The following is an 18,464-nucleotide window of genomic DNA, read 5'->3' as shown; positions in this document are numbered from 1 at the left end:
CTAACTTTCTTACTATAGTGTATCATGTAATCTTAAAGATTACAATAGGTCTGTAATAGATTTCAAGACGATTTCTTTATCCTCTTCATTCTCCACAAAATCAAACTGATCTATATTCACCCATACTATATCAGAGTGTCTATAATCTCTTGCCCAGTCATTGTAGTTAGCGTGAAGAGTCTTGAAATACTCATAAAGCTCTGGGTTGTCTTCTGTGTTCTCAAAGTCCCTACCTCTCTTATTGATGCGCCTTAGTACCTCATCGAATGAGCCATATAGGTAAATCATCAAGTCTGGGCTTTTCTTTGGTAGCTCTTCAAGCTCTTGCATCATATTGTCTAGTAAGTCCAGATAGAGATTATAAGAAACCTCATCCATGTTGCCCATTTCATAGTTGATCTTGGTAAACAGAGCATCTTCATATATGCTTCGATCCAGCACATTGTCTCTATGAGTCAGAGCTTTCTTGATACTCTTGAATCGTTCATTTAAGAAGTGTACCTGTAGGTGGAAAGCCCAGCTCTCCTTGTCTTCATAAAACTTATCAAGAACAGGGTTATCTCCTACACTCTCATAAAATGCTTCTGATCCTAAGCGTTCTGCTAGTAGTTCTGCCAGAGAGCTTTTCCCTGTACCTATCATTCCTGATATTGTAATCACTTTATCCATCCCCTCACACCTTTTGAATTTTATCGACTATTACTTGAAACTCTCCATTTCTCTCTTCTTTCTCGCCTTCGATTATGACCATTTCGCCTTCTGTCAACTTGCCTTTGTACTTATTGAATTGATGAGGGAATAGTACACAGTCACGCTTGCCTTCTGGTGTATCAATATCTAAGAAAGCCATATCCTTACCTTTCTTAGTCCTGATCTGCTTAACCTTGCTAAGCTCTCCACCAATGGTAGCTTTATAGCCTGTCCTCACATCATCAAATGGAATGAAGCTGTATTTATCTAGTGGATGCCCTGACATATACAATCCTGTTACTTCCTTCTCCCACCTGAGCATTGTTGAGTTAGGATTGATTTCATCATCAAAGGAAACAGGGTGCTTCTCTGGCTCTCGTTCTTTCTTAGGTCTTGTTTCCATGTACTTCTTCAAGAGATCAACCCTGTCTGGGTCTGTCTCATCGAATGCACCAGCTTTGATAAGTCCAACAATAGCACCTTTCTTGACCTCAGAGCCTTTGAATACATTGCAGTCTAGGAAGTCATCAAAGTTAGCGTATGGCTTATTCTCGATCACCTGAGCAATGGCTGGGCTACCTACTCCCTTGATTGCATTGAGAGAGAAAATAATGCGCCCATCATCCTCAACAAACCTATGCTGTGATTGATTAATAAGTGGTGGCTTAACCTCGATCCCCTGTTGCTTCGCCTCATCCACATAGAAAGCGATCTTTTCTAGCTTCTTACTCTTGGTCTTCTTCTTAGATTTCCCTTTGTCAGAATGGCTCTCATCCTGCAATTCAGAGGACATAATAGAAGCCATGAATTTAATAGGCTCATGTGCCTTCAAGTAAGCTGTCTGCCAGCTAATCAAGCCATAGTCTGCTGAGTGGGATTTATTGAACAAATACCCTGCCCCTTTTTCGATCCACTGCCATAGCTCTTTTGCTAAGTCTGCATTGTATTGGTCAGTACAGCCTTCAATAAATTCATCTTTAAGCTCTGCCATCAGGTCTTCTTTCTTCTTACCCATTGCCTTCCTGAGCGTGTCTGCTCGACCTTGAGAGAAGCCACCAAACTTCCTACTAATCTGCATCATCTGTTCCTGATAGAGTAGCTGTCCATTCGTCTTCTCAAGGATAGGTCTTAAATCTTCATGGATATATTCTGGCTCAATCTCTCCATGCTCGACCTTGATATAACGCTCAACCATCGTCAAGCCATCGTCACCCTTGATGGAAAGTGGGGCAGGTCTGTAGAGTGCCAGAACGTCAATGATTTTCTTGAAGCTCTTTGGCTGTAGCTGTCTGAGTAGTTGCTTCATTCCATCAGACTCAAGCTGGAAGACACCAGAGGTATGCCCATTTCTGAGCAAGTCCAGTGTCTTTTCATCATCTAGTGGAATATCCAGTACATCAAATTCTCCCTTGTGGGTCATGATTGTTTGTGGTGTAGTCATTATTTACCCCTCTTTTCTCTGAATGAAATTGTCAACTCTTCATCTGGTTTATCAGAGGTTAGAAGAAAGCCCTCTCCATTTCCTGCAACTGTGAGCTTAAGACCTGCAAGCTCTGTAGGTTGAACAAAGCCACCATTGATCTTAGAGGCATGAGCAATTATTTTCTTGTATGCCTCAGCACCTAGAATGACTCGCTCTGCCCTGCTGTTATATTTCATTACTCGCTCATGGTAAGCATCTACAATCCTTGTCACTATCCTGTCTGCCTCGCTGGTGTAGTGAATGACCTCTTCCATAACAGTGTAGTCAATAGGTGCAAACATATCTTCATAGCTGTTCTTGTTATAGCCAAATGGCTTTATATCTGTTGGTAGCATGTGAGTGATCTTGTAAGTTTCAAACATTATGATGCCTCGCTTTCATTGATAAGGTCGCTTGTATTATTGATTACTGAAAGTGTCTTCAATCCAAGGAAGTCAAATTTGACTAGCCCTAGTGCTTCACAGGTGTCCATATCCACCATAGCCATTGGCTCATCTTCTGAGTCCCTTTGAAGTGGGATCACATCTGTCAGGTCACGATCTGAAATGATAATGGCACAAGCATGGGTAGAAGTCTGTCTCACTCGCCCTTCAAATTCCAGAGCGTACTTCTTAACCTGCTGGTACTTGTGGTCACTGTCCAGAAGCTCTTCAAGCTCTGGTACTTCCTGCATTGCATCTTTCAGAGTAATGCTTGGTGTCTCTGGGATCAGACCACTAAGTTTGTCGCCCATCATGTGACCTTGCTTCTTACCATGAAGAGCCTTGGCAACATCACGAACAACTCCCTTAGCACCAAACGTTCCAAATGTGATTACTGAGCAAACCTTGTCGTGTCCATAAGTGTCCTTCACATAATTTACTACTGCTTCCCTGTCTGCAAAGTCCACATCAATATCTGGTAGCTCGTTACGATCTGGATTTAAGAAACGCTCGAATAGGAGATCGTATTCTATAGGGTCAAGCTCTACAATTCCCATCAGGTAAGCGACTAATGAGCCACCTGCTGAGCCTCGCCCATATCCTACAATGATATTGTTATTTCTTGACCACCAAATGAAGTCTTGAACGATAAGGAAGTATTCAGAGAATCCTTTACCCATGATTACTTCAAACTCTTCCATGATCCTGTCTTTGTAAATCTGTTGCTGTTCATCAGAAAGGGCATTGATGCCTCTGTATTTCCAGCCATCCCTACAAAGTTGCTTCAAGTATTCATCTGCCCCATTCTCCATTGCCTTATATTCATCAGGAAGTGGGAAGTGAGGTAGTTTCAATGAATCGTCTATCTCATACTCTTCAACCTTGTCAGCTACCTTCTCAGTGTTATCTACAGCCTCATAAGCCTTCTCTTTAGAGATCCCAGTGAGATTGATGAGATTGTGGTAAGTCTCATTAGCACCCATATTGTAGTTGTGCTTGTAAATCTCTTCACCATTGAAGTCAGCTATCTGGGTGTAAACCATGTGAGTGAGCCTTCCTTCGCCTGACTCCATGTAGTGAGCATCAGTGGTAGCCACCAGATCAATGCCCATACCTTCATTCCACTCAGTAAAGCATTTATTTACATCCTTCTGTAGTCCATGCTCATTGGGCTGGATTTCAAGGTAGAAGTCCTCACCAAACATTTTCTTGAATTTCTTAATAACCTTCTTAGCCTTGAGGTAGTTACCTTCTGCAATCATCTGCTGTGGGTAGCCTGCAAGACAGCCAGAGAGTACAATAATTCCCTCTCCATATTCATCTAGTAAGTCCCAGTCAACTCTTGGCTTGCCATAGAAGCCTTCAAGGTGAGACTTGGAAGTAATCTTGAACAGGTTTCTAAGACCTGTGGTGTTCTTTGCTAATAGGACTAAGTGATAGTGTTTAGTCCCTTTCTCTTTCACAAAACGATCCTCAGTAAAGTAAGCCTCATTTCCAATGATGGGCTTGATACCTTCTTTCTTACACTCTTGGTAAAAATCATAAAAGTCCTGCATGTGTCCATGATCTGTCAAAGCCACTGCTGGCTGTCCAAGGTCTTTGGCTCTGGCTACAATCTCCTGTACTGTAGCGATCCCATCTAGTGAGCTTTTCTGTCCATGCTGGTGTAATTCAACCTTTGGCATGTTTCTCATCCTTCCTCTGCTAGTCTCTGCTCTCTCCCTTTATGGAATAGAAAAGGACAGCCATTAAATGACTGTCCACTTGTAAGTAAATCTCTGGGGCAGTTAAAAGGAGGTGTAAAAAGTCTGCCAAAGAGATTAAGCGCCCTCAGAAGGACTCGAACCTTCGACCCACAGCTTAGGAGGCTGTTGCTCTATCCACTGAGCTATGAGGGCATATGAAGAGGGGCAAAGCCCCTCATAATTAGCCTTCTTCTTTTGGTAGTGATAGTAGCTCTTTGATTACTAGGCTTGCTCGACCTTGACCAAACTGTTCATCTTCAAGTAGCTCTCGATCCCAGCCAAGCTCTTCAATTTCAACGCCTCGCTCTTCTTCAAGAGTAGCCATGAAGTCTTGCTGTTTCTCTGAGATTGCCTTGCTCTGCTCTGCCATGCTGTTCTCCCCCTTCGTTCAACTCTATAAATACTGTATCATGTAATCTTAAAGATTACAAGCCTTTAATTAGATTTTTCTTTACTTTCTCGTACATAGTCCTTTCACCCTTGTTGAATCCATGCTTTTCTCCTGCATTGAAACCCATATAGAAACCTAAAAGAAACAGGATCATAGTTGTAATTATAATGAACATGCTTGCATCCCACATTCAGCACATTGCTTGCAGTTTTCGACCATGTGAAACTTCTTACTGCCACATGAGCCACATTCCCACTGCTCTTCTGTCTCTTCTTCTGCCCCATCTTCTTCTCCTACTGAGAGAATCTGTTCATACCTCGATCCATCACGATAGTAGGTTACACCTTTTAAGCCTTTCTCATATGCCAACCTGTAGAGAGTATCTACTTGATCTTGTGAGTGGTCTTTAGGTGCATTGACTGTCTTGGATATAGAAGAGTCAACATATCTCTGAGCTACTGCCTGCATAGCCACATGAGCTTCTGGGCTTAACTCCATTGCACCAATGAAATACTCTGGTAGCTCTTGGTCAGGGTGTTCATCCTTCCAAGCCTTAGCAACCCCAGCGTACTGAGTAGTAGTTCCAATTCGACTCATGCGCTCGTACTTCATTGCAAAGTGTGGCTCTACACCTGTAGAGACTGAATCCTCTGGACTCAATAGGCTTGGTGTCATTGAGCCTGTTGTTCCTGTAGGTGCTACAGTTAGGATGGTCAAGTTCCTGATACCATGTAGCTTGATTCGATCTTGGATTTCTTGGGGCAGTGTTTTAACAAAGCCACTCTCAAGGTAGCGATCATCATATAATGGGAAAGCGCCCTTTTCAATGGCAAGATCAATGGAAGCATTATAGGCTGTGTCCCTAAAGAATGAGAATACATCGTCTAAGACGTTCTCAGCTTCTTCTGAGCCATATTTTAGCCTCAATGCGATTAATAGGTCATGGACACCAAGATAGCCAAGTCCTAGCCTTCTCTCGCCTTTCTGTTGCTTCTCCATATCAGAGTCAAAGTATTCTGTAGTATCAATGATATTGTCTAGGAATCGTACCCCTGTTTCTACAGTCTGCTCTAGCTTGTCCCAGTCAATGTCATAGATAATACCCTCAGAGTCTTTCCCTACTACTTTAATCATTCGACCAAAGTTGACTGCTGATAGGTTACAAGTGGAATTGCCTAGTAGTCCTTGCTCGCCACAAGGATTAGTAGCCATGATAGTGCCTAGATACCATCCATTGTGCATCTGATTGTAACGATCAATATAAATGACACCTAGCTCAGCGCTTGCCCAGTTAGCTTCTATAATCTTATCCCAAATGTCCCTAGCTGGAACAGTCTTGTAAACCTTAACAGAAGCCTTTCCATGCTCATCAATCCATTTATTAATGTCACCATCCCAGTCCTCATTATATGCTGGGTGTTCAGTGTCAGGGAAAATAAGATCCCAGTCCTCATCATTGTAGAGGGCTTTCATGAAGTCATCTGTGACCAAGACAGAAGAGTTATTGCCTTCCATGAATCCTTCTTTCTGTTTAGCACCAATGAAGTCATCTTGACTATCCCTGCTGTGGTAAACGTCAGGATGCCAAACGTGCTGTGTAAGCATCTGAGCGCCCCTTCTGTTCGCCTGCTCGACAAACTCAGTTAAGCCACTAAGCAAGTTACCAATGAATACTGAGCCTGTAGCCCTTCCCTTGGTCTGTTTCAATGGGGCATAAGCTGGTCTGAATACTGATAAGCATGTGCCAACTCCACCACCCCTTGCCATGATTTCTGCTACTCTTCCTTGGTGGTGAAAGATTGCTTGCCTGCTGTCCACTCCTGCCTCTGGATTGTGTGGTGGCTTCTCTACATCAATGACATAGCAATTAAATAGAGTAACCTTTGCATCATCACCAGCACCAGTCAAGATGCGCCCTGCTGGGACTAGGTTGAAGTTTTCAATGGCTTCTAAGAAGTCATGATGAGAGACTGGCAGGTTTTGATACTCATGATCTGGCTGAGCTACTGCCCATGCTACCCTGTCTGCTGTGTCTTGCCATTCAGTTTCTAGTAGCACATCAACATTGTGCAAGTCTTGGTCAAATAGCTGTTCTGGGAAAGTGTCTTGATAGTCTCCTGTCTCAAGCCTCACAGTTACGATCTGTTTCTCTGGATCATAAAGAGCTACTGTTCCCAGCTCTCTTGTAGGGTATTTACCATCTTTGGTCAGCGTTACTACTGGCTGTCCTGTCTTCATGTGCTGTTCTTTGTCCAAGGCTTTCCTTGCATACCTTGTGTGGTGGATTTTTCGCTGGAATCCTGTGAGTGTTGTTGTCATTAATCTTCTAACCTCCTAACATAAAAACATTTCTTACATACTGGCTCGTACTCATCAGCGCCTATGGCTACCTGAGAATCTTTGTTAATGTAGTTACCAAATGAGACATATGCCTCTGCCCCACACCTACACTTGGTTTTAATTTGAGTCCTTTCATCAGCTATAGCCATAATGTTAGGCATAGCACCAAATGGCTTGCCAAACCTGTCCATGTTTAAGCCACAGCAGATCACATCAATCCCTTGTGAGTTGAGGTTTTGAATGACTGAAATGATTACATCATCCATGAATTGAACCTCGTCAATGTAGACAATGATATGCTCGAATGAAGCAACAAAGCTCTTCATATCATCGACCTCTTTTAGAATCTCAAGAGGGCTACCTACTGGGCTTGCATCAATAGAGAATCCATCATGTGATTTAATCTCAGTTTGACCATCCCTAGTGTCTTTCCTTGGCTTGAAAGCCATGTTCACAAAACGTTCTACCCTGCTGTTTTCCTTGAATTTCTTCAACAATAAAGAGGTCTTTCCAGAGAACATAGTCCCTAGAATGACCTCAGTGTTACCTACTTTAATGCTCATTCACTCACCCTAGCCTTAGCTTCGTCACTCAGTAGAGCATCAAGAGCTACTGGGAATTGTGGCTTAACCTCATGGTAAATAGCCTTTGCAAAGTCTTGAAACTCTTTCTGTGAGTCTTTTGGAAGCCTTTGATTTAGTACATGTGCTACTGTCTGCAAGCTCATTGTCCAGCGCCAGCGAATGTATAAGCCATAAGCTGGCAGGAAGAGTCTAGCCAACTCAGGGGCTACTCCCTTTTCTATTGATCGTTCATATAGCTCTAAGCCTAGCTCTTGGTAGTCTTCTAGCTTTTCCTGCAAGAAAGCCCCACTCGCTTCATCGAATGGCTCTCCTGATCCCTGCTTGCTGTTCTCTGGCTTGCTTCTCCACTCGTCTTGCTGGGGCAGGTAAAACTCCACTGCATCAGAAATGTAGCGCCTTGAAGTTTCGTTCCATTGTGTGAAGGTGTCCATGTTCCTTGTAGGTGCTTCTGCATGATCTGAGCCAACCATATACTTGAAGGCTTGCCTTGCGATCATTAGAGGGGCATACATTTCTAGCTTCACAATAGAGCCTCTGAATGGGCTTGTGTGGTCATGCTTGCCTAAGAAGTTTAGAAGCCCTTTCTCTTTGTCTGACCATTCATTGCGCTTTTTGTCATATGAAACCCTTGCATCATTTACTGGGCTTAAGTCTTCACCCATCTTGTCTTCTAAGTGGACATAACCTTTATCTAATACTTTTCTCAACTAAGCTCATCCTTTCTCTAGTCCTCTGTATTCAAAGTCATTTACAATGTGGTCTAGCAGGGCTGTAGCATTGTCAGCCCCTAGCTGTCCACTGTTGTTCTCAAGATGCCTGAGAGCCTTGAGAGTGTATTGGTGAAGTGTCTGAACCTCATCCCTTAGCTCTTCTGCTTCAAGCTCTTTCTCTTGCCTCTTCTTCTTCTCTTCGTCTGCTCGTCTGTCTAGCTCTTCGATCATATACTCTCTAAGAGGTCTCAACTCTGCTCACCTTCCATCTGTAATCTTAATGATTACACTTGGGTTAAAAAAAAGACTTATCCAAATACGATAATTCCAGTGATAATGATTGCTGTAAAGCAGATCAATAATGCGATTGCACCAATGCCATCTTCACTCATGTTTCTACCTCCTATAATCTAGGTTGACAAATTTAGTATATTCTTTAAGGAAAGCAAGCTCGATTGTGCCATTGCTACCTTTCCTATGCTTATTGATAATGACCTCAGCGATATTCTTAGCTGGGCTGTCTGCATTGTAGTATTCATCCCTGTAGAGCATGATTACCACATCAGCATCCTGCTCGATAGCACCTGATTCTCTTAAGTCACTCATCATAGGTCGCTTGTCTTCACGCTGTTCCACTCCCCTATTTAACTGTGATAGGAGAAGGATAGGTGTATCAAGTTCCCTAGCCATACCTTTGAGGGCTTTTGTCTTCTGCCCCACTACTGTTGATCTGTTCTCTCCACCTGTGGTATTTCCATCACCAATGAGTCCCAGATAGTCGATAATAACAAAGTCGATAGGTTTTTCTGCATGTGACCTTCTCAACTTCGCTCTGATTTCACCTACAGTCAAGTTAGGTGTATCATCTATCTCCAAGTCCCAGCTTTTAACCTCATCAAGTGCTACTCCAACCTTCTTCCATTCATCACGATCTAATTGCCCTGCTCTCATTTTCTCAGCAGATATATTAGCCTCAGCACATACCAGCCTTTCAATAAGCTGTTCTGTACTCATTTCAAGAGAAAAGATCGTCACTTTCTTTTTCGATCCATCTTCATGAACGTCTTTGCATATATTGTTAGCGCAATTCAATGCAAGGGCTGTCTTACCCATTGAAGGTCTACCAGCTTGTATGATTAAGTCTGAGTCTTGAAAACCCCCTAAAATCATATCTAAGTCACGATAATGTGTAGCAAGCCCTGTGATCCTGTCTGGATTTCTAGCTCGCTCTCTTAGCTTGTCCTTGTACCCTTCAATCTTATCAGAGATTTTAACAATGCGATCAGCGCTCTTAACTTGGCTCATCTGGAAGACCATGCTTTCTGCTTGGTCAATGGCTGTCTCAGTGTCTTGGCTGGTGTAGCCAAGCTCTTGTAGCTTGTCGCCTGTCTTGATTAAGTCTCTGAGTTGTGCCTTGTCTTGGACAATACTTATATAGTCGCTGTAGGTTGATGGACTTGGTGTGCTTGCCACCAATTCATTCAAGTAGTCTTCTGCATTATCATGTTGCATATATTCACTGACTGTGACCACATCAACATTTCTGTCTGCATTGTAGGCTTCCTTGATTGCATCAAATACATGCCTGTTTTTGACTTCATGATAGTCCTGTGAGTTCACCTTATCTACAGCATATGCTACAGCTTCACTATTAAGAAGCATTGAGCCTAGACTGGCTTTTTCACTCTCTATTGAATGGGGCAGGGTGGATTTATCTAGTTGCAAGTAATCACCCCTTATTTAATGCCTTTGAACATTGCTTCCAGTTTGGCTCTTCCTTCATGATTTACTGCTTCACCAGAAGCACCAAGCTGTCTGCAAATTCCTCTCAAATACAAGTTAGGACTTCTCAGGTCTGTAGCCTGAGAGTCCCTTGCTCGTACTTTATTGATTGCTTTTAAAACTGTCTCTCTACCATATTGCTTGTAGAGCTTACCAATGAAACCAAACTGTGATCTGTGGAAACTGATACCTTCCACTTGAAACCATTTATCAGCTAATTCATTAACTGGATTTTGTTTGCTCATCTAATGCCTCCAAGGTAGGTTTGATAGATGAAAACTCTTTATAGTTGAGAGTTTGCTTTTCGCTACAGAGTCCTTCTGTGTCGAACGTCTTTAGGGTTGCCTCATTGTTTTCTGGATCAAAGTGGATGGTTGTTTGCTTGCCCTCTACGCTGTCAAAGCTGATCGTCAATTTGATACCCCTCTCTCGTATTCAATGGTAAATTTTAAAATGGGTCTTCTTCATTGGAAACGTCAGGTACTTCATTTTCTGTAGCTTCTCCTGACTCTTCCTTGCCATTGTCAGCCAAAGACTGGGCTTCGTCTGATTTAAGGAATTTAATAGCCTTAGAAGCATCTGACTTCTCAAGATTGCCCTGATCGTCTAATGGTTCAATGGCTAGAGTGTCATAGACCACTTGTGCTGAAAGCCCTAGAGCTTTAGCGTCTTTCTGGATTTTCGTTACTTGAGCTTTTGTAGCCTTCTTTGGGGTATTCTCTTGCTGTTCTTTCTTCTTGGCTGGCTTTTTACCTGCCCCACTAGACTTATTGCTCTTGGTTTGTTTTGTGTTCTTGTTGCTGTCCTCATTAAAGTCAACGTCGCCTAATTCTTCAAATACAGTACCATAGCCTGTCATTAACCTCATTGCACGACCAAGCGCTCTGGTTTCTGCCATTCTAATGATGTGTGGCTTAATCATCTTGTTTACAGATTTAGGGCTTGCATCCCCTATAGCTGTGTATGATTTCTCACCTGCAAACACTGTAGAGATCATGACTGCTGTTTGCTCGTTCTCTTCTGTAGGAAGCTGGACAATTTCTGTCTTTGATCCAGTCATTCCATAATCTTTGTGTGATACCTCTAGTAGTCCTTCAAACAAGACATATTCTTTGCCCTGTAGCTTAACTACCTTATCTGTTCCTGTTCTCTGCTCGACTTTACTCAACTCTTCTCATCCTTTCGATTAATGTAAAATAGGTGGCTGTTTCAACCACAAACCCTATTCTACATTGTAATCTTAAAGATTTCAAGAGTGAATTGTTCTTTTTTTTAAGAAAATTTAAGACTAAAGTATGCGAACATCTGTTTGCTTTTGAACGCCTAGTATCAGAATAACAAAACGACACAGAATTGCAATAAAAACGTAATCATTCAGAATTTTATACCAAGGGAAGAAAAATGTTAAGTATGAAAATGCTTCCAAACACAAAGAAATAATAAAAGCCCACCCATTTTATAATCAATGAGTGAGCTTTGTTTAATTTAGTATTTAAAATGTAATTATTTAATATATTTGTCTGCTATCTTTGCAAATTCTTCGTATATATCATCTTTAATATCTTTACTATCTACATTCTTACTTATACTTTCTAATATATCATTAAGTTTATCTGATCCCTCTAATTCTTCTTGCGCTCTAAGTGTGGGCTTTCCATATAATTTGAACAGATCAGCTTCATCAAATTTTAGTATTTGTGCTATTTCCCTAATGACTGGATCACTAGCTGGTTTAATTCCTCTTTCTATTTCACTAATATAGTTACCTGATACATCTATTTCAGCACCAAGTCCTCTGGCGCTTATTCCATATTTCTCTCTGCTATCTCTTACAAACTGACCTGCCTCTGCCCATCTATTAATAGCGCTTGCCCTCTCTTTAGGGGACAGAGAAGTTTTCTTTTTTCCTACATCCATTGTTAGACCCTCTTTTCTTGTTTAGTAAGAATCCCACCAAGTATTAGTCTCTTATTAAGAACAAATATATATTGTAAATGACACATCTAGCGTGTCAATGATCTTTATGTATGTGGTAGGTTATCTCTTACTATTAAGAGTAATACATTACACCTAGAGTGTCAACATAAAGATTACGAATTAAACTAAGTTTTACCAGAAATATTACAAATTTGTAGTTTCACTGGATCAGGAGGGTATTCTTCCCCCTGCCCCATTATTCTTCCAGCCAGTTATAATATAGGCTCAAGTCACGATCATTGGTTCTATCCTTAGAGAAATAGTCATACTGTAGTAGAGATTCCCCTAGTGCATCTACCTTATACTCGTTAAACTCTTTGTTATTCATTTCTACAACATCAAAGTCAGGTTCAATATTAGCAAGTTCATTTCTAGCTTCTAATTCATCATGGTAAGCATCAGTATAAGTCTTTCTGAAATAAGCTACTTTGTGATCTGGTGTATAGTTATTGTCCATAATACGATTAACAGCATTGTCCACCACATTCCATTCCCAGTCTTCCATAGTGTGCTGGAAAATCTTATAAGCAATCTCATTAGAGAATGGTTTTAATGTTTCTGACTTACCAATGATTTCTGCTACCTGTAGCTGTTGTTTATTCATTCTTGTTTTAAATGTATTTAAGGTATTATAGGTAGAAACTGATTTTGCCTCTTCATCCCTTGGGGCAGAAGGGGTTTCAGCTTTTGTAGAGTCGTCAATAGAGTCCTCAATAGAGTCTTCATTGCTTATTTTTAGCTCAAATTCTGAGCAATCATTGATACCAAATAAGCTGGACATTGCGATATTGAATTTCTCATGAAGTACATTGACTACAGCGTACACTCCAGCACGTTTATTCCCTAATCTTCCAAATACTAAAAGTCCTGTCTTCTTGATCTTGCGAACAGCACGATCTACAGTGGACTCAGATACACTTACACGCTCTGCAATCTTGGCTCTTGAGATTGTTTGTACTCCACAAACAGCAGTGTGCCAGAATAGCTCATCAATTACTGAATATTCAGAAGCAGAGAAGAAGTCAAAGCCTCCAAAGTCATGGTTTAGCATGTATTCTTCTGCTTGCTCTAAAAGCTCTTTTTTGTGCTGTTTTTGCTTGCCAAATAGTTCTATGTATGGTTTAATGAAAGCATCTATTAAAGATTTTTTAGTTATCATGCTTTTTCATCCTTTCTTTTGCAGGGTTGGGTGTTTAGCGTGATCTTCCTAGCTTCCTATCCAGTCGCTAGGTGAATATCCTTTCAGTAAGTTTTGTGGTTACTACTTACTGAGTTTTGAGTTTATTAGCCCTTGGTGGTTTGGTCGCCCCCAAGGGCGATTTCTTTATTCATTGTAACCTTTAAGATTACGAATGTCAAACCATAAAAAAGACTACCCTCAATCAGAGAGGATAGTCTAAGCAATTTATAAGTTATTGCCATTCACAAAAGAAGCTAGATCATCTTGAACATCATCTTCTGGCTCTTCTATTTCATTCTCAGAGTCTATGATCTGGTCAACATGACTACTACTTTGAGTATGGCTATTCATTATAGCGCTGGACACCTTAGCTAATAGTTTATGAGGATCGTCTTCACCCATCATTTCTGCAAGTACCTCATATACTGTTAGTCGCTGTCTAAGCTGGTCGCTTATATACCCCCTCTGATTCCCACCAGAGGTTTTGAGTTTATTAACCAAATCATACACCAGCTTATTGTTTTTGCCAACTCTGAATTGTATTAGCTCGTTACTTGCCACTTCCTAACACGACCTTCCCATACTCGCTGTAGCCCCTCACATTAGCTTCCTGTCCATTCTCATCCAAGACTACAAAGTTTCCAAACTGATCTTTGTGTTTAATAGCTTCATTGTGTGCCAGAGCCATTCCACCTGTCCAAATAACTTGGTCATAGTCCCTAAAGTCGAATCTCTCAATCAAGTAGGAATATACCTCTCTGAAATGATCTGAGAGTATTTCTACCACTCTATCATCATTGTTGATGGAATGAGTCTTTCCTGCTTGGACTAAGCCATTCTGTAGAATGTCAGACACCATATGAGGGTTGAGGTTCTTAACGTTTCTGTACTTCTGGCGAATGTATTTCTCAATCTGTACTAAAGGCTTCCTCATTCCCAAGTCTGCCCCATAGGATTCCCCTATCTGTTTGCCATTAAGCTCTGTCAGATCAATAGTGCCAAACCCACCATCAATGATAAGGCTTGTCTTGCCATTCAGTAGCTTGCTAGACATAGAATAAAGGATAGTACCTACTGGCTGTGGAATTACTTTAACAGCCTTGATTTCAATGGCTCTCGATCTACCATTCATCTTGACTCCAAAGATCCCTTTAAACTCTTTCTCTAGGAAGTCCTTATGCTCTTCATACTCAGTGTTAGGAAGTCCAAGGACTAAAAGGGGCAGTGTAATCTTCTCCACTGACTTCTGCTGGAAGTCCTTTGAGATAAAGCCTAGAAGCAACTCAGAAAACTCCTGAGTTTTGACTCTGTTGATCTCGCCATCTTCAAGAGCGACCATTGCAGGAACATCAGCATCCCAAACGTCATTGCCTATGTAGATTTCTCTTTGATTGTTGACGTTTACCACATCTAGGTCACTTTCGATCTGGAAGCCTTCTTTGTGCTTTCCAATGATGCTAGGCTCAGTCTTAATCGTCTTGCTATCCATAGACCTCTTAGTAAATCCATTCCCCAGATCAAGTACATATGCAGTTTGAAGTTGTTTTTCCATTCAAATTCTCTCCTTTGATTTCAAATGATTTCACCTGTAATACAGGTGGTGTCTTTTCCCTTAATTAGTATTATACGACAACTACACTTGTATTACAATAGTAATCATTAGACAAAAAAAGACTAGGGTGTAATACCCCAGTCTACAACTGTAATCATTATTCAGTTTGTCATTCACCTGTATGTTTCTTGTAATACACCCAAGCCATCCAAGGACTTGCACCAATGAGAGCCACAGCGACTACAACCCCTACAGGAACGAATATTGGAATGATAAAAGAGACTCCCACAACAAGAGAGCCTGCAATAATAGCGAATAATAGTGCTATGACTAAAAATAACAAGTACCCCAGAATATCTCCTACAAGTGACAAAATAACACCCCTTAGACCTTGATTTTAATATTGAAGGCATCTATTATCTGCTGGACTGCCTTCTTTGATCCATAACCTTTTTCAATGTGATAGACATAGCTGGTAGCCATGCCTGTCTTCTCTGCAATATCCTTAGCAGAGAGCTTGTTCTTCTTCCTAAAGTCTCTGATTGCCTGACCAACTTTCAACTTCTTTTCCTTGGTCATATGGTTAGCCATGCGCTCTTTATACTCAGGAGAAGGTGAGAAGCTATCAACTTCATTCTCAGGTTGAAAAATGAACAGATCATCTACTGTATATTTTAGCACCTTTGCTATGGCAAATGCAGTCTCTAGCTGGATATTGTTATATCCATTACTGCCCCTTTCAATCCTGCTGTAGTGATTATCAGAAATAGGGTAGCCCAGAGCTTGTAATCTGAAAGCTACCTCCTGTTGGCTTAGATCGAACATTTCTCTTCTTTGTCTCATCAGTTCAGTGTTTGGTTTAATCATTAGACTCTCTCCCTTTGCTTGTTAGCTCTTGACCAGATACTCTTGCTTACAATAGGCTCAAATTCCATTTCTACTAGCTGTCCCTTGTAGTAATAGAAGCCTTTATATAAATCGTTCTTAATAATCTTGTAAACTGTATTGTGAGTCCATTGTTTACTTCTAGCAGTAGGAAGTGGGGCAGACTGGGCATTAAGCTCTTCTGCAATCTTCCTGTAGCTCATTTCACCATAAGCGCTCATCTTGAATATCTTCTCAACCCAGAATGACTCTTCTTCATTCAATATAAGGTCGCCATCTACAACATCATAGCCAAAAGGCTTTTTACTGATAAACTTACCAGAAGACAGCTTATTGAATTTACCCATATCCATGCGCTCTTGAATCTGTTCTTTCTCCATTTCAGCGAATTGGCTCATCATCGTAAAGAGCATTTTGCCTTCTGGCTTTCTGGTGTCGATCTCAGGACTCAAGAATTTCATGTAAACATTTAAGTCTTCCAAGTGGTACATGTACTCAATACCATATCTGATTGATCTGGCGAACCTGTCAATCTTAGCACAGCATACCATATCGAACATGCCTTGCTCAGCATCTTTCATCATCTGTTGGAAGGCTGGTCTCTCTTTGGATGCCCCAGACTCACCAGCATCCTTGTAGATATGGACAAGCTCATATCCCATGTACTTAGCCCAGTTTCTAATGCTTTCAGCCTGATCCTCAAGAGAAACACCCTTAATCTGATCGTATGTAGAAACCCTGACATAGCCACAGACTTTAGTTAGCTCGTCTTCTGCAACCTGTTTCTTGTTAAGTTCTTTCCAATTTACTGCCATGTATATCAATTCCTTTCGCTCTCTTTATTGTATCTCTAATTTACCATGCCTTATAGATAGTGTCAATAAGTATTATAAAAAGAGTGGGGAAAATCCCCACCCAAATTACTTGCCTGAGACAGCCTTGGCTTCCTTCTCAGCTTTATTGATATTTTCGATCTGTACTTTAAAGTCTTCCACAGAGTAGGGAAGGTTATGCTTATCAGCCTGATCCTTATAAACATCAATAGCCCTGTTTAGCTTTTTGACACCAGCTTCTCCTAGCTTCATGCCAAATTCACGCTCAACATAGTTGTAAATGTCACCAACTACATTCTGGAATATCTTATACTGGCTGTCATTCAGCTTAGACTTAATGAAGTCATTAGCTTTCTTGATCCCATAAGATGCTAGGGAAAATACAACAACCAATAGTAGCTGTACCAAGCCCTCTGATAGAGATAAAATTACATCTTCCATTATTAATTACCACCTTTAATATTATTGATTACAATTCTTCGTGAAAGGTCACATAGTCTTCATTAGCAGTAACATAAGTCCCTGACTTAAGTTTATACATTGTGCCTCCACCAACTTCAAGAGTCTCCACGATAGTGAAAATATCGCCTTTATTCACTGTTCCTCGCTTATCAGTCCAGTCAGCAGAACCATAATAATATAGCTTAGTTGCCTCAACTTCGACAAATCCAACATAATCATCTTCTGTGGACTCATCAGCCTCAAAGCTCACATAGTCTTCATTGGCTGTAAGGTAAGTGCCAGAAACTAGCTCATACATCTTATAGCCTTCAACATGAAGCTCATCTGTAACAGTGAATACTTCGCCAGCCTCTACAGTACCAGCTTTGTCCTGCCAGTCAGCAGAGCCATAGTAGTAAAGCTCTTGTGCTTCTACAGTAACAAAACCAATAGAAGGGCTGTCATCAGTGGATGCAGTTTCAGTCTGCCTATGCCCATAATACTCAACTGTGAAATAGTCACAGATAGACTTCACAATAGCCTGAGCAGAACGATCCTGAAAGTCAGGGTCTTGTAGTCGCTCACGCTGTTCATCAGTCGTGAAGAATCCATGCTCAATTAGCGCTGTAGGCATATCAGTAGCGTGTAACATATAGAAAGCATTCCATTGTCCCCAGTCTGCAACATGCCTTCCATTTCCATGAAAGCCTTGCTCTGGGCATAGCCTTCCAAAGTTCTCTAGCCACAAGTCTGCATAGTGTCCAGCGTTCGATCCTGTCCAGTGGAAAATACAAGCGCCTTCTGCCCCATCAGCACCAGCATTAGCGTGAATTGCCACAACTAGATCAACTTCTGCCTCATTAAAGGCATCTGCCTTCTCATCTAAAGGTGTCTCATTAGAGTCCCATTTCTGGGGCAGGATAACCTCAAAGTTATGGTCTTTTAATAGATAATATACGATCTTTCCTACCTTCTCGTTAAACCAAAATTCTTCCCAGTGTCCACCATTGTCTAGCTCGATACCTTTTGAACCTTTTGTGTCCCAAGTGTCTTCACCATGACCAATGGAGATACCAACCTTAATCTTTCCCATTATCTTGTCCTCCTTCGTCTTTATTGAACCAGCCCTTGCCACTTTCAAGGTTTCTAACTGCCTGCCAGAGATTTTGTTGCCCTGATCTAAGCTCTTTGATTTCTGCTTGTACGCTTGAAAGAGTGTCAGCTACTTCTTTAAGTGTCACTCCCTGCTCACGAACCATGCTTCCAAGTCCATTGACCAGCTTATTCATGAAGTAAATCATAGCGACAACTAAAACAACTGTCATGGCAGTACCCAGTCCATAATCTAGTAACTCTTGGATATTGAGTTGCTCAAGAACAGCCATCAATTTATCACCCTTTGCTATAGTTCATATCTGTAGGCATAAAAAAGAGGGTGGTTAGTCCACC

The 18,464-nt window shown here is 41.2% G+C and carries 22 protein-coding genes and 1 tRNA gene; all 23 read right to left on the bottom strand.

Annotated elements, in window-relative coordinates; all coding sequences use genetic code 11:
• Positions 1–39: 39 nt before the first annotated feature.
• The gene (locus LC065_RS20150) at positions 40–669 is read right to left on the bottom strand and encodes a deoxynucleoside kinase (protein WP_226594793.1); all 630 of its coding nucleotides are present in this window, start codon (positions 667–669) and stop codon (positions 40–42) included.
• Between the two features lie 4 nt (positions 670–673).
• A complete protein-coding gene (locus LC065_RS20145; protein WP_226594795.1) occupies positions 674–2,131 on the bottom strand; it encodes a helix-hairpin-helix domain-containing protein in 1,458 nt (485 codons plus the stop codon).
• Positions 2,131–2,535, bottom strand: coding sequence for a hypothetical protein (locus LC065_RS20140; RefSeq protein WP_226594797.1), 405 nt, complete (start codon positions 2,533–2,535; stop codon positions 2,131–2,133). The genes LC065_RS20145 and LC065_RS20140 overlap by 1 nt, the downstream gene beginning before the upstream one ends.
• Positions 2,535–4,280, bottom strand: coding sequence for a DNA polymerase III subunit alpha (dnaE, locus tag LC065_RS20135; RefSeq protein WP_226594799.1), 1,746 nt, complete (start codon positions 4,278–4,280; stop codon positions 2,535–2,537). Before dnaE ends, LC065_RS20140 begins: the two co-directional genes overlap by 1 nt.
• A 140-nt stretch (positions 4,281–4,420) precedes the next feature.
• Positions 4,421–4,493: transfer RNA gene (locus LC065_RS20130), tRNA-Arg, on the bottom strand.
• A gap of 28 nt (positions 4,494–4,521) precedes the next feature.
• Positions 4,522–4,710 carry a hypothetical protein gene (locus tag LC065_RS20125; RefSeq protein ID WP_226594801.1) on the bottom strand — a complete coding sequence of 63 codons (189 nt, stop codon included), beginning with the start codon at positions 4,708–4,710 and terminating at the stop codon, positions 4,522–4,524.
• A 183-nt stretch (positions 4,711–4,893) separates the two neighbouring features.
• Positions 4,894–7,050, bottom strand: a complete 2,157-nt coding sequence (locus LC065_RS20120; RefSeq protein ID WP_306163970.1) for an adenosylcobalamin-dependent ribonucleoside-diphosphate reductase — start codon at positions 7,048–7,050, stop codon at positions 4,894–4,896.
• Entirely contained in the window at positions 7,050–7,634 is a 585-nt protein-coding gene (locus LC065_RS20115) for a thymidine kinase (protein ID WP_226594805.1), read from the bottom strand. Before LC065_RS20115 ends, LC065_RS20120 begins: the two co-directional genes overlap by 1 nt.
• Positions 7,631–8,362 carry an FAD-dependent thymidylate synthase gene (locus tag LC065_RS20110; RefSeq protein ID WP_226594807.1) on the bottom strand — a complete coding sequence of 244 codons (732 nt, stop codon included), beginning with the start codon at positions 8,360–8,362 and terminating at the stop codon, positions 7,631–7,633. The genes LC065_RS20115 and LC065_RS20110 overlap by 4 nt, the downstream gene beginning before the upstream one ends.
• A gap of 6 nt (positions 8,363–8,368) precedes the next feature.
• Positions 8,369–8,617 carry a hypothetical protein gene (locus tag LC065_RS20105; RefSeq protein ID WP_226594809.1) on the bottom strand — a complete coding sequence of 83 codons (249 nt, stop codon included), beginning with the start codon at positions 8,615–8,617 and terminating at the stop codon, positions 8,369–8,371.
• 144 nt (positions 8,618–8,761) lie between these two features.
• Complete coding sequence (gene dnaB / locus LC065_RS20100) at positions 8,762–10,090, bottom strand: replicative DNA helicase (protein WP_226594811.1); 1,329 nt, start codon at positions 10,088–10,090, stop codon at positions 8,762–8,764.
• 11 nt (positions 10,091–10,101) lie between these two features.
• Positions 10,102–10,392: a hypothetical protein gene (locus tag LC065_RS20095; RefSeq protein ID WP_226594812.1), complete on the bottom strand. Its 291-nt coding sequence runs from the start codon at positions 10,390–10,392 to the stop codon at positions 10,102–10,104.
• A 203-nt stretch (positions 10,393–10,595) separates the two neighbouring features.
• Positions 10,596–11,315, bottom strand: coding sequence for a hypothetical protein (locus LC065_RS20090; protein ID WP_226594814.1), 720 nt, complete (start codon positions 11,313–11,315; stop codon positions 10,596–10,598).
• A gap of 335 nt (positions 11,316–11,650) precedes the next feature.
• Positions 11,651–12,064, bottom strand: a complete 414-nt coding sequence (locus tag LC065_RS20085) for a helix-turn-helix domain-containing protein (RefSeq protein ID WP_226594816.1) — start codon at positions 12,062–12,064, stop codon at positions 11,651–11,653.
• Positions 12,065–12,320: 256 nt separating this feature from the next.
• Positions 12,321–13,283 carry an HTH domain-containing protein gene (locus LC065_RS20080; RefSeq protein ID WP_226594818.1) on the bottom strand — a complete coding sequence of 321 codons (963 nt, stop codon included), beginning with the start codon at positions 13,281–13,283 and terminating at the stop codon, positions 12,321–12,323.
• A 246-nt stretch (positions 13,284–13,529) separates the two neighbouring features.
• Positions 13,530–13,865: a hypothetical protein gene (locus LC065_RS20075; RefSeq protein WP_226594820.1), complete on the bottom strand. Its 336-nt coding sequence runs from the start codon at positions 13,863–13,865 to the stop codon at positions 13,530–13,532.
• Positions 13,855–14,856, bottom strand: a complete 1,002-nt coding sequence (locus LC065_RS20070) for a ParM/StbA family protein (RefSeq protein ID WP_226594822.1) — start codon at positions 14,854–14,856, stop codon at positions 13,855–13,857. The genes LC065_RS20075 and LC065_RS20070 overlap by 11 nt, the downstream gene beginning before the upstream one ends.
• 169 nt (positions 14,857–15,025) lie before the next feature.
• Complete coding sequence (locus LC065_RS20065; RefSeq protein WP_226594824.1) at positions 15,026–15,229, bottom strand: hypothetical protein; 204 nt, start codon at positions 15,227–15,229, stop codon at positions 15,026–15,028.
• Between the two features lie 11 nt (positions 15,230–15,240).
• Positions 15,241–15,723: a helix-turn-helix transcriptional regulator gene (locus tag LC065_RS20060; protein ID WP_226594826.1), complete on the bottom strand. Its 483-nt coding sequence runs from the start codon at positions 15,721–15,723 to the stop codon at positions 15,241–15,243.
• A complete protein-coding gene (locus LC065_RS20055) occupies positions 15,723–16,556 on the bottom strand; it encodes a recombinase family protein (protein WP_226594829.1) in 834 nt (277 codons plus the stop codon). Before LC065_RS20055 ends, LC065_RS20060 begins: the two co-directional genes overlap by 1 nt.
• A 105-nt stretch (positions 16,557–16,661) precedes the next feature.
• Positions 16,662–17,015: a hypothetical protein gene (locus LC065_RS20050; protein WP_226594831.1), complete on the bottom strand. Its 354-nt coding sequence runs from the start codon at positions 17,013–17,015 to the stop codon at positions 16,662–16,664.
• Between the two features lie 28 nt (positions 17,016–17,043).
• Positions 17,044–18,108 (bottom strand): N-acetylmuramoyl-L-alanine amidase, encoded by a 1,065-nt coding sequence (locus tag LC065_RS20045; protein WP_226594834.1) that lies wholly within the window; start codon positions 18,106–18,108, stop codon positions 17,044–17,046.
• Positions 18,095–18,400: a hypothetical protein gene (locus LC065_RS20040; RefSeq protein ID WP_226594835.1), complete on the bottom strand. Its 306-nt coding sequence runs from the start codon at positions 18,398–18,400 to the stop codon at positions 18,095–18,097. Before LC065_RS20040 ends, LC065_RS20045 begins: the two co-directional genes overlap by 14 nt.
• Positions 18,401–18,464: the final 64 nt, after the last annotated feature.

It is taken from the genome of Halobacillus litoralis (assembly GCF_020524085.2).
In the GTDB taxonomy this organism is placed as follows: domain Bacteria; phylum Bacillota; class Bacilli; order Bacillales; family Halobacillaceae; genus Halobacillus; species Halobacillus litoralis_E.
This window is presented reverse-complemented; position numbering and strand designations above follow the sequence as displayed.

Excerpts from the sequence above, each read along its gene's own strand:
- LC065_RS20060 (WP_226594826.1), bottom strand. The coding sequence starts at position 15,723 with ATGATTAAACCAAACACTGAACTGATGAGACAAAGAAGAGAAATGTTC.
- LC065_RS20120 (WP_306163970.1), bottom strand. The coding sequence starts at position 7,050 with ATGACAACAACACTCACAGGATTCCAGCGAAAAATCCACCACACAAGG.
- LC065_RS20140 (WP_226594797.1), bottom strand. The coding sequence starts at position 2,535 with ATGTTTGAAACTTACAAGATCACTCACATGCTACCAACAGATATAAAG.
- LC065_RS20080 (WP_226594818.1), bottom strand. The coding sequence starts at position 13,283 with ATGATAACTAAAAAATCTTTAATAGATGCTTTCATTAAACCATACATA.
- LC065_RS20045 (WP_226594834.1), bottom strand. The coding sequence starts at position 18,108 with ATGGGAAAGATTAAGGTTGGTATCTCCATTGGTCATGGTGAAGACACT.
- LC065_RS20050 (WP_226594831.1), bottom strand. The coding sequence starts at position 17,015 with ATGGAAGATGTAATTTTATCTCTATCAGAGGGCTTGGTACAGCTACTA.
- LC065_RS20055 (WP_226594829.1), bottom strand. The coding sequence starts at position 16,556 with ATGGCAGTAAATTGGAAAGAACTTAACAAGAAACAGGTTGCAGAAGAC.
- LC065_RS20150 (WP_226594793.1), bottom strand. The coding sequence starts at position 669 with ATGGATAAAGTGATTACAATATCAGGAATGATAGGTACAGGGAAAAGC.
- LC065_RS20095 (WP_226594812.1), bottom strand. The coding sequence starts at position 10,392 with ATGAGCAAACAAAATCCAGTTAATGAATTAGCTGATAAATGGTTTCAA.
- LC065_RS20085 (WP_226594816.1), bottom strand. The coding sequence starts at position 12,064 with ATGGATGTAGGAAAAAAGAAAACTTCTCTGTCCCCTAAAGAGAGGGCA.
- LC065_RS20125 (WP_226594801.1), bottom strand. The coding sequence starts at position 4,710 with ATGGCAGAGCAGAGCAAGGCAATCTCAGAGAAACAGCAAGACTTCATG.
- dnaE (WP_226594799.1), bottom strand. The coding sequence starts at position 4,280 with ATGCCAAAGGTTGAATTACACCAGCATGGACAGAAAAGCTCACTAGAT.
- LC065_RS20070 (WP_226594822.1), bottom strand. The coding sequence starts at position 14,856 with ATGGAAAAACAACTTCAAACTGCATATGTACTTGATCTGGGGAATGGA.
- LC065_RS20040 (WP_226594835.1), bottom strand. The coding sequence starts at position 18,400 with ATGGCTGTTCTTGAGCAACTCAATATCCAAGAGTTACTAGATTATGGA.
- LC065_RS20115 (WP_226594805.1), bottom strand. The coding sequence starts at position 7,634 with ATGAGCATTAAAGTAGGTAACACTGAGGTCATTCTAGGGACTATGTTC.
- LC065_RS20145 (WP_226594795.1), bottom strand. The coding sequence starts at position 2,131 with ATGACTACACCACAAACAATCATGACCCACAAGGGAGAATTTGATGTA.